Here is a 15,872-nt window from a genome sequence, read left to right as displayed (position 1 = left end):
CGGGGACTCCCTGGTGAGCGTGAAGGAAGACGGGCCGCGGCCCGGTCAGGCCGCGAAACGCATGGCCGCTGCGTTGGCTGCGGAACGCGCCAGGGCATCGATTGCCAGCAGATCGGCTAGCGATCCAGGCTTCGAGGGGGCGATCGCTTCCAAAGTTTCCATGTTCACCGCATGAATGCGGTCGAAACGCAGCCGTCGGTCGAGAAACGCCTGGACCGCGACCTCGTTGGCTGCATTCAGCACGGCGGTCGTGCCCGCCGCTGCCCGCAATGCATGCCAGGCCAGGGCCAGCCCGGGGAAGAGTGCGTCGTCCGGCGGATCGAAGGTCAGCGCTCCCATGGTGCGGAAGTCCAGGCGCGCGGCGCCGCTCTCGATGCGATGCGGCCAGGCCAGTCCGACCGCAATCGGTACGCGCATGTCGGGCGTGCCAAGCTGCGCGATCACCGACGCATCGGTGAACTGCACCATCGAGTGCACCACGCTCTGCGGATGGATCACCACTTCGATCTGCTCCGGCGTCACGCCGAAGAGATGGCGTGCCTCGATCACCTCGAGCGCCTTGTTCATCATGGTCGCCGAATCGACCGAGATCTTGCGCCCCATCACCCAGTTGGGGTGCGCACAGGCCTGTTCCGGCGTCACGCTCGCCAGCGTGTCGGCCTGTCGCGTGCGGAACGGGCCGCCCGAGGCCGTGAGGATGATCTTGTCGATGCGCTCGGCCCAGGTGCCCGGGTCTTCGGGCAGCGACTGGAAGATGGCGGAATGCTCGCTGTCGATCGGCAGCAGGGTCGCGCCGCCGGCCCGCACGGTGTCCATGAAGAGCTCGCCGCCCACCACGAGTGCTTCCTTGTTCGCCAGCAGCAGCCGCTTGCCGGCACGCGCCGCCGCCAGGCAAGGCCCGAGGCCGGCCGCGCCGACGATCGCCGCCATGACGCTGTCGACGTCCTCGTGCGCGGCGATGGTTTCCAGCGCGCCCTCCCCCTGCAGCACACGCGTCGCCAAACCGTTGTCGCGCAGCAATGCCGCGAGCCGATCGGCATGCGGCGCGCTTGCCATCACCGCGAAACGCGGCATGAAGCGGGCGCATTGGGCCAGCATCTCGTCGACCTTCGTGGCGGCGGACAGCGCGAACACCTCGAAGCGCTCCGGGTGCCGCGCGATCACGTCCAGCGTGCTGACGCCAACCGAGCCGGTCGAGCCGAGCACCGTGACGCGTTGTCGTGGCACCGGGTTCACAGCGAAGCCAGCATCATGGCGATTGGCAGCGTGGACAGCAACGCGTCCACTCGATCGAGCACGCCACCATGGCCCGGCAGCAGGTTGCTGCTGTCCTTGGCGCCGGCGCTGCGCTTGACGAGCGACTCGACCAGGTCGCCGACGACGCTCATGGCGGCCAGGAACAGCACGCCGATCAGCAGCAGCCACCAGCCGCGCTCGGCCAGCCGTGTGTAGAGGCTCGCGACCGTGGCCTGCGCCGACGCATCGGCCCAGACCCAGGCCAGTGCCAGCACCAGCACGCCCACCATGCCGCCCCACACACCTTCCCAGCTCTTGCCGGGACTGATCGAGGGGGCGAGCTTGTTGCGTGTGAACCTGAGGCCGAACCGCCGGCCGGCGAAATACGCGAAGACGTCGGCCACCCAGACCAGGACCAGCAGCGACAGCAGGAAGTTGATGCCCCAGATGCGTGCCTGCACGGCGGCCATCCACGCCACCCACAGCGCCAGCAATCCGCCAACCAGACGCACGGCGCGCGGGATCCGCGGCCAACCCGGCACAGCCCCACGCAACAGAAGCGCACCGCCCAGCACCCAGGCCGCGCTCGCCGCCAGCCAGACGCCCATCAGCCGCTGCTCCAGCAGCCCGAGCCACCAGGACAGCACGCACAGCATCACCATCTCGATGCCGAGAAACACGGACATGCGCGGACCGTAGCCGTTGAGCCGGCCCCATTCCCAGGCGGCCGCACCGATCATCACCAGCATGACGCAGGCGAAGGGCGTGGCGGACGGATAAAAGAGCGCCGGCAGCAGGATCGCCAGCAGCACCACCGCGGTGATGATTCGTTGCTTGAGCATCAGGCGATCTGCCGGTCGGTCGGCGACGCGTTCAGCTGCGCCGAGGTCTTGCCGAAGCGCCGTTCACGGTTCTGAAAGACAGCGATCGCTTCGTCGAGCGCCTTCTCATCGAACTCGGGCCACAGCTTGTCGCTGAAGAAGAGTTCTGCGTAGGCGCTCTGCCACAGGAGAAAGTTCGACAGCCGCTGCTCGCCACCCGTGCGAATGAACAGGTCCGGGTCGGGCACATGGGCCAGCGCCATGGCGCGGTCGAGGCTGGCCTCGGTCAGGGGCTCACCGCGCCGCGCGAGCTCGGCGGCCGCGCGCGCGATGTCCCATCGACCACCGTAGTTGAAGCACACATTGAGCACCAGCCGATGGTTCTGTGCCGTGGCCGCTTCGGCCTGCAGCAAGCCGCCCACCATCTTGTCGGACAAGCCGCCGCGTTCGCCCACGAAGTGCAGCTGGACACCGTCCTCCTTGAGTTTCGGAACCTCGCGTGCCAGCGCGCCGACCATCAATTCCATGAGGCCCGAGACCTCTTCGACGGGACGGTTCCAGTTCTCGGAAGAGAAGGCGAAGACGGTGAGCACACCGACGCCCCGGTCGGCGCAGGCCTTGACGCAACGCCGGAGCGATTCAACGCCCTGCTTGTGCCCCGCGACGCGCGGCAGGAAGCGCCGCGTGGCCCAGCGACCGTTGCCATCCATGACGATGGCAATGTGGTGAGGCACCGCGGGCGCAGCGCTCATCAGACCGCCATGATCTCGGCTTCCTTGGCCGCGATCAGGCGGTCGATCTCGGCGATGTGCCGGTCGGTGACCTTCTGGATCTCGGCTTCGGCGCGCTTCTGGTCGTCTTCCGACGCCAGCTTGTCCTTCACGAGCTTCTTGACCGCTTCGTTCGCGTCGCGGCGCAGGTTGCGCGTGGCGATCTTGGCGCTCTCGCCCTCGTTGCGAACCAGCTTGGTCATTTCCTTGCGACGCTCTTCGCTCATGGCGGGCAGCGGCACACGGATGAGTTCGCCCATCGACGCCGGGTTCAGGCCCAGGTCGCTTTCGCGGATGGCCTTCTCGATCTTGGCGCCCATCCCCTTTTCCCACGGTTGGACGCTGATGGTGCGCGAGTCGAGTACCGACACGTTCGCCACCTGGCTCAGCGGCACCGTCGAGCCGTAATAGTCGACGTGGATCGAATCCAGCAGCGCCGGGTTGGCGCGGCCGGTGCGGATCTTGGTGAGGTTGTTCTGGAAGGCGGCGATCGACTGATTCATCTTCACGTCGGTCGCACTGCGGATGTCTGCAATGGTCATTTCAAAAGTCTCCTCAGGCGTGCACCAAGGTGCCTTCATCCTCGCCCATCACGACGCGCTTGAGCGCGCCGTTCTTGAGAATCGAGAACACCTTGATGGGCAGCTTCTGGTCACGGCACAGCGCGAACGCGGTGGCGTCCATGATGCCGAGATTTTGCGCGATGGCTTCGTCGAAGCTCAACGACGCATAGCGGGTCGCGGTCGGGTCCTTCTTCGGGTCGGCGGTGTAGACGCCGTCGACCTTGGTCGCCTTGAGCACGAGCTCAGCGCCGATCTCGGCACCGCGCAGTGCGGCGGCGGTGTCGGTGGTGAAGAAGGGGTTGCCGGTGCCCGCGGCGAAGATCACGACCTTGCCCTCTTCGAGGTACTGCAAGGCCTTGGGGCGGACGTAGGGTTCGACCACCTGCTCGATGGCGATCGCGGACATCACGCGGGCGATCAGGCCCTGCTTGTCCATGGCGTCGGCCAGTGCGAGCGCGTTCATCACGGTCGCGAGCATTCCCATGTAGTCGGCGGTCGCACGGTCCATCCCGACCGAGCCGCCCGCCACACCGCGGAAGATGTTGCCGCCACCGATGACCACCGCCACCTCCACGCCCAGGTTCACGACCTCGGCCACCTCTTGCACCATCCGAACGATGGTCGCGCGGTTGATGCCGAAGGCGTCGTCGCCCATCAGCGCCTCACCCGACAGCTTCAACAAGATTCGCTTGTGGGCTGGGCGGGCATCGGGCATGGGCAATTCCTTGGAGTGGTGAGCGGGGCGAGTGTAAGACGTGGCGGTCGGTAAACGACGGCGCGGCGGGCGCGCCGTCGTGCAGGCAGGCAGACTCAGGCAGCCGCCTTGGCGGCAGCGACCTGGGCGGCCACTTCGGCAGCGAAGTCGTCGACCTTCTTCTCGATGCCTTCACCCACGACATAGAGCGTGAAGCCCTTGATCGTGGTGTCGACGGCCTTGAGCATCTGCTCGACCGTCTGCTTGTCGTTCTTGACGAACGGCTGGTTGTGCAGCGAAACCTCCTTGAGGTATTTCTGCACGCCGCCCTCGATGCGCTTGGCAACGATGTCGGCGGGCTGCGTCTTCTTTCCTTCGGCTTCGGCGGTCTTGCGGTCTTCCTCGGCCTTGCCGGCGGCGACTGCGCGTTCTTTTTCGATCAATTCGGCAGGCACGTCGCTGCTCGAAATGGCGACCGGCTTCATGGCGGCGATGTGCATGGCCACGTCCTTGGCGGCAGCGTCGTCACCCTCGAATTCCACCATCACGCCGATGCGCGTGCCGTGCAGGTACGACGCCAGCTTGCCGCTGCCGCCGAAATGCTTGAAACGGCGGAAGCTCATGTTCTCGCCGATCTTGCCGATCAGGCCCTTGCGCACGTCCTCGAGCGTCGGGCCGAAGCCGTCTTGCTCGTAGGGCAGCGCGCCCAGTGCGGCCAGATCGGCCGGGCTGTTCTTGGCAACCAGCATCGCAGCGGCGTTGGCCAGCGCGAGGAAGCTGTCGTTCTTGGTGACGAAGTCGGTTTCGCAGTTGATCTCGATCATGCCGCCGGCATTGCCGTCGACGAAGGCCGTGACCACGCCTTCGGCGGTGATGCGGCCCGAGGCTTTGCCGGCCTTGTTGCCGAGCTTGATGCGCAGCAGTTCTTCGGCCTTTTCCATGTTGCCGTCAGCCTCGGTCAGGGCCTTCTTGCATTCCATCATCGGCGCGTCGGTCTTCGCGCGCAGTTCGCCCACCATGCTTGCGGTGATTGCAGCCATTGTTCGTTCTCCGTATTCAAAAAATCAGATCAAAAAAAGGGGCCAAAAAGCCCCTTCTTCAAGGCTCGCGTGAATGCGATCAGGCGGAAGCGCCCTCTTCGACTTCCACGAATTCGTCGCTGCCGGCTTCCTGCACGGCCTTGACCACGTCGTTGCCCGCGTTGTTGCGGCCTTCGATGATCGCGTCGGCGATGCCGCGGGCGTACAGCATGACGGCCTTGGACGAGTCGTCGTTGCCGGGAATCACGTAGTCGATGCCTTCGGGCGAATGGTTGGAGTCCACCACGCCGATCAGCGGGATGCCCAGCTTCTTGGCTTCGGCCACGGCGATCTTGTGGAAGCCCACGTCGATCACGAAGATGGCGTCGGGCAGCGCGGTCATGTCCTGGATGCCGCCGATGTCCTTTTCGAGCTTTTCGATTTCACGCGAGAAGGTCAGTTGTTCCTTCTTGCTCAGCGCATCGAGGCCGGTTTCCTGCTGAGCCTTCATTTCCTTCAGACGCTTGATCGAGGTCTTGACGGTCTTGAAGTTGGTCAGCATGCCGCCGAGCCAGCGGGTATCGACGAAAGGCACGCCGGCGCGGCGCGCTTCGGCCGCGACGATTTCACGGGCCTGGCGCTTGGTGCCGACCATCAGGATCGTGCCGCGGTTGGCGGTGAGTTGCTTGGCGTACTTCGTCGCATCCTGGAACATCGGAAGCGATTTTTCCAGGTTGATGATGTGGATCTTGTTGCGATGGCCGAAGATGAACGGGGCCATCTTGGGGTTCCAGAAGCGGGTTTGGTGACCGAAATGGACACCGGCTTCCAGCATTTCGCGCATGGTTGTCGACATAGGAATAACTCCAAAGGTTGGGTCTAAAATCCAGCCCGTTTCGCGGCCTCTGTTTTGGGAGGATGCGACACCTTGAGTGGGCTGGTTTGCGGATGTGTTCGCGCCGTGGTGGAACTGTGAAATCCCGCTTGGCGAAACCCAAAGAGTGTAGCACGCCCCTTCCCCCATCCCATCTACCTCTTCCATGCACCCTGATCTGCACGCCACCCGCCTGGTCATCGAGGCGGGAACGTCCGATGCGCGCACCGAAATCGAGCACGCCATCGCTGCCGCGCAATCGCCGGCCAATCGGCACACCTTCACGCGGACGCTGTTCGACGAGGCGCGCCGGGAGGCTGCCGCGGCTGATCGCGCGCTGCCCCTCGCCGGTCTCGCCTTCTCGGTCAAGGATCTGTTCGATGTAGCGGGCCAGCCGACGCCGGCAGGTTCGGTCGTCTTGACCCACGGGCCCGCCGCCACGGCGGATGCACCCGCCGTGGCGCGCCTGCGCGCCGCTGGCGGCGCCCTGATCGGCCGCACGAACATGACCGAGTTCGCGTTCTCCGGCGTCGGCGTGAACCCCCACCACGGCACGCCGGCCAATGCGTCCGACGCGGTCACGCCGCGCATTCCCGGTGGCTCGTCCTCCGGGGCTGCCGTGTCGGTCGCCACCGGCGCTGCTTTCATCGGGCTGGGATCGGACACCGGCGGCTCCATCCGCATTCCGGCGGCGCTCAACGGCATCGTGGGCTTCAAGAGCACCGCCCGCCTCGTGCCGACGGAAGGCGCGATCCCGCTGTCGACCACGCTCGACACCGTCTGCGCCATGACGCGCTCGGTGCGCGATGCGGTCACCGCGCACGAAGTGCTGGCCGGGCGCCGCGTCGCCCCGAGCGACAAACCCCTGTCCACCTGGCGTCTCGCGGTCGTCCAGAACCTCTTTCTCGACGAGGTCGAGCCAGCCGTGGGCCGCGCCTTCGACGCGGCGCTCGCCACCTTGCGGACAGCCGGTGCGCAGATCGAGGAGATCACGTTGTCGCCACTGGCCGACCTGCCGGCCATGAATGCCACCGGCGGCTTTTCGGCACCTGAAGCCTATGCATGGCACCGGCTGCTGCTGGAACGCAGCGGTGCCGGCTACGACCCGCGCGTGGCGCAGCGCATCCTCAAGGGCGCGACGATGAAGGCCTACGAGTACCTCGATCTCGTTCGGGCACGCTGCGCCTGGATCACCCGTATGGAAGCTGCGCTGGAGGGCTTCGATGCCGTGCTGTCGCCGACCGTGCCGATCACCGCGCCGGCGATCGCCAGCGTGGCGCCGGGCTCGGAACGCGATGCCGAATTCTTCCGCGTCAACGGCCTGCTGCTGCGCAACCCGTCGGTCATCAACATGCTCGACGGCTGCGCGATCTCGATCCCCTGCCAGGCACCAGGCGACGCGCCGGTCGGCCTGATGCTCTGGCATGCGTCGCTGCACGACGACGCCGTGCTCGCCATTGCTGCCCAGGCGGAGCGCGCGCTGCAACAATAGCGCCCTGCGCTGCGGCCGCGCCCTGCGGTCGGCGCCATTCCTTCACCGAAGATTCAATGAAAATCGCGATCGTGGGCGCCGGCATCATCGGCGTCACCACCGCCTGGGAACTGGCCAGTGACGGCCATGACGTCACCGTCTTCGAGCGTCGCGGTGCCGCGGCCGAGGAATCCAGCTTTGCCAATGCGGGCGTTGTCGCGCCGGGCTACGTCACCCCCTGGGCCGCACCGGGCATGCGACTGAAGGTGCTGCGTTCGCTGCTCTCCACCCATGGCGCGATCAAGGTGCGCTGGCCGATCGCGGCGCGCGACCTGCGCTGGATGGCGCACTGGCAGCGCGCCTGCAGGCTCGAGACCTACCTGGCCAACCGCGCGCGCATGCAGCGCCTGGCTTTCTACAGCCGCACCCGGCTCCACGAGATCAGCGAGGCGCGCGAGTTGAGCTACGAGCGCAGCGACGGCTACCTCGTGCTGCTGCGCTCCAGGCGCGAGCGCAAGCTGGTGCAACCGGGCCTGGAGGTGCTGCGCAACGCCGGCAGCGTGTTCCGGGAGATCGATGCCGACGAGGCCCGCCGGATCGAACCGGCCCTCAGCACCGACACCGAACTGGCCGGCGCCATCCATCTGCCCGAGGACGAGGTGGCGAACTGCCGCCAGTTCGCCCTGCTCCTCAAGCGCGAAGCCGAGGCGCTCGGCGCGCAATTCCACTTCAACTGCGACATCGCGCCGCTGAGCCGCACGGCACCCCGCTCGCTCGCGCTGGCCGCCGGCTCCGAGGCGGTCACCTACGACGCCATCGTGGTCTGCGCCGGCGTCGCCTCGGCGGCGCTGCTGCGGCCCCTGGGCATCCGCATGCCGCTGGCACCGGTGTACGGCCACTCGGTGACGGCCCACATCCGCGAACCCCTCAACGCGCCGCGCAGCGCCGTGATGGACGAGCGCTACAAGGTCGCCATCTCCCGCATGGGCCTGCGGGTGCGCGTGGCCGGCAGCGCGGAGATCGGCGGCTCGCTCGACACGATGAATCCGGCGGCGCTGCAGACGCTCTACAAGGTACTGCACGACTGGTTTCCCGGCGCGGCCACGCTGCAGACCGGTGTTCAGCAATGGAAAGGGGCGCGGCCGATGCTCCCCGACGGTCCGCCGGTGATCGGGCCAAGTGGCGTGCCGGGCGTCTGGCTCAACCTCGGGCACGGCTCGAGCGGCTGGGCGCTGTCCTGCGGGAGCGCCAGGGTGCTGGCCGACCTCGTCGCCGGGCAGGACGCCGGGATCGATCTGGAAGGCCTGGGCATCGAGCGGCTGCTCTGAGCTGGGGCGCCGTCGCACAATCGGCGGCATGCAACGCATCACCTCCAAGGCCGACGCGCCGCTCTTCGACATCGCCGCGACGCGCCGCATCGAGCAAGTCGCCGTGGCCGCGTTGCCGCCCCACACGCTGATGCAGCGGGCCGGACGCGCCGTCGCCAAGCTCGCCATGGCCCTGGCGCCCGATGCACGGACGGTCTGGATCGCCTGCGGCCCCGGCAACAACGGCGGCGATGGCTTCGAGGCGGCGGCCCAACTGCAGCGCCGTGGCTTCCACCCGGTCGTCACCCATGCGGGCGATGCGCAACGCCTGCCCGCTGACGCACGCGCCTCCTTGGAGCGCGCCCGCGCCGAAGGCGTCACCTTCACCGATTCGCCACCCGCTGCCTGCGACCTGGCCATCGACGCACTGCTCGGCATCGGCGCCGGGCGCCCGCCCGAGGGCGTGATGGCCGAGTGGCTCGCGCGCATGCACGCGAGCGCGGGGCCGCTGTTGAGCGTGGACCTGCCGTCGGGCCTGAACGCGGACACGGGCGCATGGGCTGGCCCGCACCTCGCCGCACCGAGGGGCCCGCGTTTCTGCCTCACGCTGCTGACCCGCAAGCCGGGCCTGTTCACGGCGCAGGGTCGGGATGCCGCGGGCGAGGTGTGGTTCGACGATCTGGGTGGCACCGCCGGCCATGAAGCACCGGCAGCACGCCTGAACGAGCGCCCCGAAGAGGGTTTGCGGGCGCACGCCAGCCACAAAGGCAGCTACGGCGACGTGGCGGTCATCGGCGGTGCGCCGGGCATGGCGGGGGCGGCCCTGCTCGCCGCGTCGGCCGCGCTGCATGCGGGCGCCGGCCGCGTCTACCTCGCCCCATTGGACGACACGGCCGTGATGCTCGACATGCGGCACCCGGAGCTGATGTTCCGCCGCCCGACCGCGCTGGAGATGGCGCAGCTGAGCGTCGTCTGCGGCTGTGGTGGCGATGACGCCGTGCGGGCGGTGCTGCCGCGCGTGCTGTCGACGGCGGGCGCGTTGGTGCTCGACGCGGACGCCCTCAACGCCATCGCACGCGACACGTCGCTGCAGACCCTGCTCCGCCAACGCGCGGCGCGCGGGCGGCACACCGTCCTCACACCGCATCCACTCGAGGCGGCGCGGCTGCTCGGGGTCGACACAACGCAGGTTCAGGCCGATCGCCTGCAGGCCGCGGCAGCGCTGGCCGATCGCTTCGCGTGCACGGTGGTGCTCAAGGGATCGGGCACGGTCATCGCGTCACCGGGCGAGACGCCGCGCATCAACGTCGGCGGCAACGCCCGGTTGGCGACGGCCGGCACCGGCGACGTGCTGGCCGGCATGGTGGGCGCAGGGCTGGCAGCCGGGTCAACCGCGCAGGCCTCTGCGCGCGCAGCCGTGTGGCGGCATGGCGATGCAGCCGACCGCTGGCCGGCGGACCTGGCACTGACGGCCGGGGCGCTGGCCCGCGGCGCGCCTGCGCGCTGAAGCCTCAGGCCCTCAGCCGCGCCCGACGAAGGGCATCTTCGTCGCCATGATCGTATGGAACAGCACGTTGGCTTCCAGCGGCAGGTTGGCCATGTAGAGCACCGACTGGCCGACGATCTTCACGTCGATCAGCGGCTCGATCGCCAGTTCGCCATTGGCTTGCGGCACGCCCTTGGCCATGCGCGCGGCAAGTTCGGTCATGGCATTGCCCACGTCCACCTGGCCGACCGCGATGTCGTACTTGCGACCGTCGAGCGACGCGGTCTTGGTCAGACCCTCAACCGCGTGCTTGGTGGCCGTGTAGGCGATCGAATTCGGCCGCGGCGTGGTTGCCGAGATGGACCCGTTGTTGATGATGCGGCCGCCGCGCGGCGTCTGCGCCTTCATCACGCGGAATGCCTGCTGGATGCAGAAGAACATGCCGGTCAGGTTGATGTCGACCACGCCTTGCCATTGGGCCGGTGTCCAGTCCTCGAACGGGCCGGGCGGGTTGCCCACGCCGGCGTTGTTGAACAGCAGGTCGACCCGACCGAAACGCGCCACCGTGGCCGCGAACAAGGCCTCGACCGAGGCGGCGTTGGCGACGTCCGTCGACACGGCGAAAGCGCGCGAGGCGGCGCCTGATTCTTCGGCGACCTGGTCGAGCGGCTCGACCCGGCGGCCCGCCAGGGTGACGTTCCAGCCGTCGGCCAGCAGCGCCAGCGCAGCGGCACGGCCGATGCCGGTGCCGGCACCGGTGACGATCGCGGTGCGAGGTGAGGTGTTCTGTGTCATGTCTTTCTGTCTCCTTCGTTCATCCACGGCGGGGCTTGCGCCCCTTCATCTTGTTGGCGGCCTTTTTCACGGCCGACTTGAAGGCCTGCATGGCCGACTGCGCACCCTCGGCGCGTTCGACCGGCAGGGACACCGCCTCGGCGCTCTTGCCACCACCGCGTGAGCTGCGCTTGGCCGAGGCCTTGACCGGCGCACCGGAAGCGACGCCCTTGTCCTTCATGGCCCGCGCGGTCAGTTCCTCGCCTTCGCGCACCAGGCGGAAGTCGATTTTGCGGCCGTCCAGGTCAACGCGGCTGACCTGCACACGCACCCGCGTGCCGATGGCGTAGCGGATGCCGGTGCGCTCGCCGCGCAGCTCCTGGCGCATCTCGTCGAACTTGAAGTACTCGCCGCCGAGCTCGGTGATGTGCACCAGGCCTTCGACGTACATCGCATCGAGCGTGACGAAGATGCCGAAGGTCGTCGCCGAACTCACCACCCCGCCGTATTCCTCGCCCAGGTGCTCGCGCATGTACTTGCACTTGAGCCAGGCCTCGACGTCGCGGCTGGCTTCGTCGGCGCGCCGTTCGTTGGCGCTGCAATGCAGGCCGGCGGCTTCCCAGGCCAGTGTTTCCTTGGTGGGCGCGACGACCGCCTTCTGCGGCTTGTTCGTCGGCACCTTCACGCGCGAGGCCAGCCGCTTGGCCAGCTTGGCATGCGCCTCGCCCGGCGTCGGCAGCATCGGCAGCGTGTACTTGTGCTTGTTGAGGATCGCCTTGATCACACGATGCACCAGCAAATCCGGATAGCGCCGGATCGGGCTGGTGAAGTGCGTGTAGGCCTCGTAGGCCAGACCGAAGTGGCCGCTGTTGATCGGCGTGTAGATCGCCTGACTCATCGAGCGCAACAGCATCGTGTGGATCTGCTGCGCGTCGGGGCGTTCCTTGGTCGCTTCGGCAATCGCCTGGAACTCGCCCGGCTTCGGATCGTCGGTGATCGACAGGCCCACGCCCATCGCCTTGAGGTAGCCGCGCAGGACTTCCTTCTTCTCGGTGGTCGGACCTTCGTGCACGCGGAAGAGGCCCGGGTGCTTGCTGCCGGCAATGAAGTCGGCGCTGCACACGTTGGCCGCAAGCATCGCTTCTTCGATGATCTTGTGCGCTTCGTTGCGGGTGCGCGGCACGATCTTCTCGATGCGACCCGCGTCGTCGCAGACGATCTGCGTTTCGGTTGTTTCGAAGTCGACCGCGCCACGCTTGGCGCGCTGCTTGAGCAGCGCCTTGTAGACATCGGACAGGTTCAGCAGGTCCTTGACGCGGTCCTTGCGCTTGGCCGCCTCGGGGCCGCGCGTGTTGCCGAGGATCGCCGCCACTTCGGTGTACGTGAAGCGCGCATGGCTGAACATCACTGCCGGGTAGAACTGGTAGGCGTAGACCTCGCCGTCGGCCGCGACCAGCATGTCGCACACCATGCACAGCCGCTCGACCTCGGGGTTCAGCGAGCACAGGCCGTTCGACAGCTTCTCGGGCAGCATCGGGATGACGCGGCGCGGAAAGTACACGCTGGTCGCGCGGTCGTAGGCATCGATGTCGATCGGCGAGCCGGTTTGCACATACGCACTGACGTCGGCAATGGCGACCAGCAGCCGCCAGCCTTTACCGCGGCCCACCTTGGCAGGTTCGCAGTACACCGCATCGTCGAAGTCGCGGGCGTCTTCGCCGTCGATGGTGACGAGCGGCACGTCGGTCAGGTCGACACGGTCCTTCTTATCCTGCGGACGCACCTTGTCGGGCAGCGCCCTCGCCTCGGCGAGACCTGCCTCGGAGAACTCGTGCGGCACGCCGTATTTGCGCACCGCGATCTCGATCTCCATGCCCGGGTCGTCGATCTCGCCCAGCACTTCCTTGACGCGGCCCACGGGCTGCCCGAAAAGTGCCGGCGGTTCGGTGAGTTGCACCACCACCACCTGGCCGACCTTGGCCGTGCCGGTGGCGCCCTTGGGGATCAGGACGTCCTGACCGTAGCGCTTGTCCTCGGGAGCGACGAGCCAGACGCCGCCTTCATGCAGCAACCGGCCGATGATCGGTTGCTCGGGGCGCTCGATGATCTCGACCACGCGTCCTTCGGGACGGCCGCGCCGGTCCTGCCGGACCACGCGCGCCTTGACGCGGTCCTTGTGCAGCACCGCGCGCATCTCGTTGGGAGGCAAATAAATGTCTGCTTCGCCGTCGTCGCGCTGCACGAAGCCGTGCCCGTCGCGATGCCCTTGAACAGTGCCTTCGAGTTCATCCAGCAGGCTGCTGGAAGTGCCATTATTTTTGATATGATCTCCTTCTTTCCTGAAATTCAAAACATGACTGCTTCTTGCAGTCGTGAAGCCCAGATGGCGGAATTGGTAGACGCACTAGTTTCAGGTACTAGCGAGTAACATCGTGGAGGTTCGAGTCCTCTTCTGGGCACCAAGTTTAAACAGACCTTTACCAGGTCATTCGATTCAAGCCACCGGTCTCCGGTGGCTTTTTTCATGCCCGTTCGCCAGGCCACGAGCAGCCCAGTCGAAAAAGCAGGATATAATTTGAGGCTTCGCTGAAAAGCGAACCACAGCTGCTTCGGCAGGTGTGAAGCCCAGATGGCGGAATTGGTAGACGCACTAGTTTCAGGTACTAGCGAGTAACATCGTGGAGGTTCGAGTCCTCTTCTGGGCACCAAGTCAACGCTGACCTCCGCCAGGTCAGCCGAATCAAGCCACCGGTCTCCGGTGGCTTTTTTCATGGCCCTTCCGAACGGCTTCGACATCAGATGGGCAGCGCAATCAGGTCGTGCCCCTCGACGCCGACGATGCGGGCACGCGTGAACTCACCGACCTTCAGCGTCTTGCTGATCTTCTCGGGGGGCAGCAGTCGTACCGTGCCGTCGATCTCGGGTGCATCGGCGTAAGTCCGGCCCACGCCCCCCTTGCGGCCCATGCCTGGCGCCGAGTCGACCAGCACCTGCATCGTCGCGCCGATGCGCCGACGCAGTTTCGCCGTCGACACCGCCTCGGCCACTTCCATAAAGCGGGCCCGACGCGCCTCGCGCACTTCCAGCGGCAGCATGCCCGGGATCGCGTTCGCTGCGGCGCCTTCCACCGGGCTGTAGGCGAAGCATCCGGCGCGGTCGATCTCCGCCTCGCGGATGAAGTCCAGCAGATGCTCGAATTCTTCCTCGGTCTCACCCGGGAAGCCGGCGATGAAGGTGCTGCGGATGACGAGTTCCGGACTCATCTCGCGCCAGCGCGCGATGCGCTCCAGATTCTTCTCGCCACTCGCGGGCCGCTTCATGCGGCGCAGCACATCGGGATGGCTGTGCTGCAGCGGGACGTCGAGGTAGGGCAGCACCTGGCCACTCGCCATCAAAGGGATCACCTCGTCGACGCTCGGGTACGGGTACACGTAGTGCAGCCGCACCCAGGCACCGTAGGGCTCGGCAATCTCGCCGAGGGTGCGAACCAGTTCCAGCATCCGCGTCTTCACCGGCCTGCCGTCCCAAAACCCGGTGCGGTACTTCACGTCCACGCCATAGGCGGACGTGTCCTGGCTGATGACGAGCAGCTCTTTCACGCCGCCTTCGAACAAGGCCTTCGCCTCGCTCAACACATCACCGACTGGCCGGGACACCAGATCGCCACGCATCGACGGAATGATGCAGAAGGTGCAACGGTGGTTGCAGCCCTCGCTGATCTTCAGGTACGCATAGTGCCGCGGCGTCAGCTTGATCCCGGCCACGCCAAAAGCGTTCGGTACGAGATCGATGAACGGATCGTGCGGCTTGGGCAGGTTCGCATGAACCGCGTCCATCACCTCCTGCGTGGCATGCGGCCCGGTCACGGCGAGCACGCTGGGGTGCATCTGGCGAACCATGTTTCCGCCGTCCTCACCGGTCTTGGCGCCCAGGCAGCCCGTGACGATCACCCGGCCGTTGCCGGCCAGCGCTTCGCCGATGGTGTCGAGGCTTTCCCTGACCGCATCGTCGATGAAGCCGCAGGTGTTGACGATGACGAGGTCGGCGCCTTCGAAAGTCTTGGATGTCTGGTAGCCCTCGGCGCTCAGCTGCGTGAGGATCAATTCGGAATCCGTCAGGGCCTTGGGGCAGCCCAGGCTCACGAAGCCGACCTTGGGGGCGGCCGGTGTGACGGTTCGTTCGGGGGAGGCAACTTCACTCATTGCCCTATTGTCCCAGTTAAACCAATGTCCATCGGCTGCGAGGCCTCCCACGGGGCCAAGCAGCGTTGCATTTCGGCTTTTCAGGGCCGCTTGATGCCGAAGGCGCCCAAGACCTGCTCGGTGTTCTTCTGCATCTGCTCTTGCATCTGCACGAACATGCTCTTGGACTGCTCGACGTAGTTGCCCATCAGCCCATGCAGCATCGGCGATTGGACGGTCATGAAGCGCGCCCACATCTCGGGCGTCAGCTCCTCGGCCTTTTCGGCCAACTGGGCCTGCACCTCGGTCATCGCCTGGATATTCTTCTCCAGGTACGGACCCATGTAGCCCTGCATGGCCTGACCATAGAAGCGGATGATGCTGGCGAGCACCGGCTCGGTGAACATCGGGGCGCCGCCCGCCTCTTCTTCCAGAATGATCTGCAGCAGGATGCTGCGGGTCAGGTCGTCGCCGGTCTTGGCGTCGCGCACCACGAAGGGCGCGCTCTGCATCACGAGTTTCTTGACCTCGGCCAGCGTGATGTAGGTGGAAGTGTCCGTGTCGTAGAGCCTTCGGTTCGGGTACTTCTTGATCACGCGCTGCACCGGCTTGGTACCGGACTTCTTGCTCTGCACTGAGGACTCCTTCACGTGTTCACGCCGATGGCGCGCGAACG

General features: G+C 66.6%; 14 protein-coding genes and 2 tRNA genes. 5 read left to right on the top strand and 11 right to left on the bottom strand.

What is annotated here, in order from left to right:
* Window positions 1-45: 45 nt before the first annotated feature.
* The 7 genes from ispC to rpsB all read right to left on the bottom strand — a co-directional run bounded on the left by ispC (window position 46) and on the right by rpsB (window position 5,959).
* Window positions 46-1,236 carry a 1-deoxy-D-xylulose-5-phosphate reductoisomerase gene (gene ispC / locus ACSFA2_RS15550; RefSeq protein WP_435456203.1) on the bottom strand — a complete coding sequence of 397 codons (1,191 nt, stop codon included), beginning with the start codon at window positions 1,234-1,236 and terminating at the stop codon, window positions 46-48.
* Window positions 1,233-2,078, bottom strand: coding sequence for a phosphatidate cytidylyltransferase (locus ACSFA2_RS15545; RefSeq protein ID WP_435456202.1), 846 nt, complete (start codon window positions 2,076-2,078; stop codon window positions 1,233-1,235). The genes ispC and ACSFA2_RS15545 overlap by 4 nt, the downstream gene beginning before the upstream one ends.
* Window positions 2,078-2,809 carry a polyprenyl diphosphate synthase gene (gene uppS / locus ACSFA2_RS15540; protein ID WP_435456201.1) on the bottom strand — a complete coding sequence of 244 codons (732 nt, stop codon included), beginning with the start codon at window positions 2,807-2,809 and terminating at the stop codon, window positions 2,078-2,080. Before uppS ends, ACSFA2_RS15545 begins: the two co-directional genes overlap by 1 nt.
* The gene (gene frr, locus ACSFA2_RS15535; RefSeq protein ID WP_435456200.1) at window positions 2,809-3,369 is read right to left on the bottom strand and encodes a ribosome recycling factor; all 561 of its coding nucleotides are present in this window, start codon (window positions 3,367-3,369) and stop codon (window positions 2,809-2,811) included. The genes uppS and frr overlap by 1 nt, the downstream gene beginning before the upstream one ends.
* Window positions 3,370-3,382: 13 nt before the next feature.
* Complete coding sequence (gene pyrH / locus ACSFA2_RS15530; RefSeq protein WP_435456199.1) at window positions 3,383-4,105, bottom strand: UMP kinase; 723 nt, start codon at window positions 4,103-4,105, stop codon at window positions 3,383-3,385.
* A gap of 95 nt (window positions 4,106-4,200) precedes the next feature.
* Complete coding sequence (gene tsf / locus ACSFA2_RS15525; RefSeq protein ID WP_435456198.1) at window positions 4,201-5,124, bottom strand: translation elongation factor Ts; 924 nt, start codon at window positions 5,122-5,124, stop codon at window positions 4,201-4,203.
* Between the two features lie 79 nt (window positions 5,125-5,203).
* The gene (rpsB, locus tag ACSFA2_RS15520; protein WP_435456197.1) at window positions 5,204-5,959 is read right to left on the bottom strand and encodes a 30S ribosomal protein S2; all 756 of its coding nucleotides are present in this window, start codon (window positions 5,957-5,959) and stop codon (window positions 5,204-5,206) included.
* Window positions 5,960-6,143: 184 nt separating this feature from the next.
* Between rpsB and ACSFA2_RS15515 the strand changes: the two genes are divergently transcribed.
* From ACSFA2_RS15515 to ACSFA2_RS15505, 3 genes are read left to right on the top strand one after another with little or no spacing between them, the layout of a single operon-like run.
* Window positions 6,144-7,469: an amidase gene (locus ACSFA2_RS15515; RefSeq protein ID WP_435456196.1), complete on the top strand. Its 1,326-nt coding sequence runs from the start codon at window positions 6,144-6,146 to the stop codon at window positions 7,467-7,469.
* A 56-nt stretch (window positions 7,470-7,525) separates the two neighbouring features.
* A complete protein-coding gene (locus tag ACSFA2_RS15510; RefSeq protein ID WP_435456195.1) occupies window positions 7,526-8,776 on the top strand; it encodes a D-amino acid dehydrogenase in 1,251 nt (416 codons plus the stop codon).
* Window positions 8,777-8,804: 28 nt separating this feature from the next.
* Window positions 8,805-10,262: an NAD(P)H-hydrate dehydratase gene (locus ACSFA2_RS15505; RefSeq protein WP_435456194.1), complete on the top strand. Its 1,458-nt coding sequence runs from the start codon at window positions 8,805-8,807 to the stop codon at window positions 10,260-10,262.
* Between the two features lie 12 nt (window positions 10,263-10,274).
* Here ACSFA2_RS15505 and ACSFA2_RS15500 read toward each other — a convergent pair whose 3' ends face one another.
* Together ACSFA2_RS15500 and rnr are read right to left on the bottom strand one after the other, a co-directional pair.
* The gene (locus tag ACSFA2_RS15500; RefSeq protein ID WP_435456193.1) at window positions 10,275-11,036 is read right to left on the bottom strand and encodes an SDR family oxidoreductase; all 762 of its coding nucleotides are present in this window, start codon (window positions 11,034-11,036) and stop codon (window positions 10,275-10,277) included.
* A 19-nt stretch (window positions 11,037-11,055) separates the two neighbouring features.
* On the bottom strand, window positions 11,056-13,311 hold the full coding sequence (rnr, locus tag ACSFA2_RS15495) for a ribonuclease R (RefSeq protein ID WP_435456261.1): 2,256 nt from the start codon (window positions 13,309-13,311) through the stop codon (window positions 11,056-11,058).
* A gap of 81 nt (window positions 13,312-13,392) precedes the next feature.
* On the opposite strand from rnr, the gene ACSFA2_RS15490 reads away from it, so the two are divergent.
* Window positions 13,393-13,477: transfer RNA gene (locus ACSFA2_RS15490), tRNA-Leu, on the top strand.
* Window positions 13,478-13,638: 161 nt separating this feature from the next.
* Window positions 13,639-13,723 (top strand) — tRNA-Leu (locus ACSFA2_RS15485).
* 87 nt (window positions 13,724-13,810) lie between these two features.
* On the opposite strand, the gene rimO is transcribed toward ACSFA2_RS15485, so the two are convergent.
* Both rimO and phaR read right to left on the bottom strand, forming a co-directional pair.
* Window positions 13,811-15,217 carry a 30S ribosomal protein S12 methylthiotransferase RimO gene (rimO, locus tag ACSFA2_RS15480; RefSeq protein ID WP_435456192.1) on the bottom strand — a complete coding sequence of 469 codons (1,407 nt, stop codon included), beginning with the start codon at window positions 15,215-15,217 and terminating at the stop codon, window positions 13,811-13,813.
* Window positions 15,218-15,297: 80 nt separating this feature from the next.
* Window positions 15,298-15,831: a polyhydroxyalkanoate synthesis repressor PhaR gene (gene phaR, locus ACSFA2_RS15475; RefSeq protein ID WP_435456191.1), complete on the bottom strand. Its 534-nt coding sequence runs from the start codon at window positions 15,829-15,831 to the stop codon at window positions 15,298-15,300.
* Window positions 15,832-15,872: the final 41 nt, after the last annotated feature.

This window comes from Variovorax cryoconiti (assembly GCF_051216395.1).
GTDB lineage: Bacteria > Pseudomonadota > Gammaproteobacteria > Burkholderiales > Burkholderiaceae_C > Variovorax.
This window is presented reverse-complemented; position numbering and strand designations above follow the sequence as displayed.

Coding starts and splice junctions, on each gene's coding strand:
- ACSFA2_RS15500 (WP_435456193.1), bottom strand. CDS start 11,036: ATGACACAGAACACCTCACCTCGCACCGCGATCGTCACCGGTGCCGGC.
- frr (WP_435456200.1), bottom strand. CDS start 3,369: ATGACCATTGCAGACATCCGCAGTGCGACCGACGTGAAGATGAATCAG.
- pyrH (WP_435456199.1), bottom strand. CDS start 4,105: ATGCCCGATGCCCGCCCAGCCCACAAGCGAATCTTGTTGAAGCTGTCG.
- tsf (WP_435456198.1), bottom strand. CDS start 5,124: ATGGCTGCAATCACCGCAAGCATGGTGGGCGAACTGCGCGCGAAGACC.
- uppS (WP_435456201.1), bottom strand. CDS start 2,809: ATGAGCGCTGCGCCCGCGGTGCCTCACCACATTGCCATCGTCATGGAT.
- rimO (WP_435456192.1), bottom strand. CDS start 15,217: ATGAGTGAAGTTGCCTCCCCCGAACGAACCGTCACACCGGCCGCCCCC.
- ACSFA2_RS15510 (WP_435456195.1), top strand. CDS start 7,526: ATGAAAATCGCGATCGTGGGCGCCGGCATCATCGGCGTCACCACCGCC.
- ACSFA2_RS15505 (WP_435456194.1), top strand. CDS start 8,805: ATGCAACGCATCACCTCCAAGGCCGACGCGCCGCTCTTCGACATCGCC.
- ACSFA2_RS15545 (WP_435456202.1), bottom strand. CDS start 2,078: ATGCTCAAGCAACGAATCATCACCGCGGTGGTGCTGCTGGCGATCCTG.
- ACSFA2_RS15515 (WP_435456196.1), top strand. CDS start 6,144: ATGCACCCTGATCTGCACGCCACCCGCCTGGTCATCGAGGCGGGAACG.
- rpsB (WP_435456197.1), bottom strand. CDS start 5,959: ATGTCGACAACCATGCGCGAAATGCTGGAAGCCGGTGTCCATTTCGGT.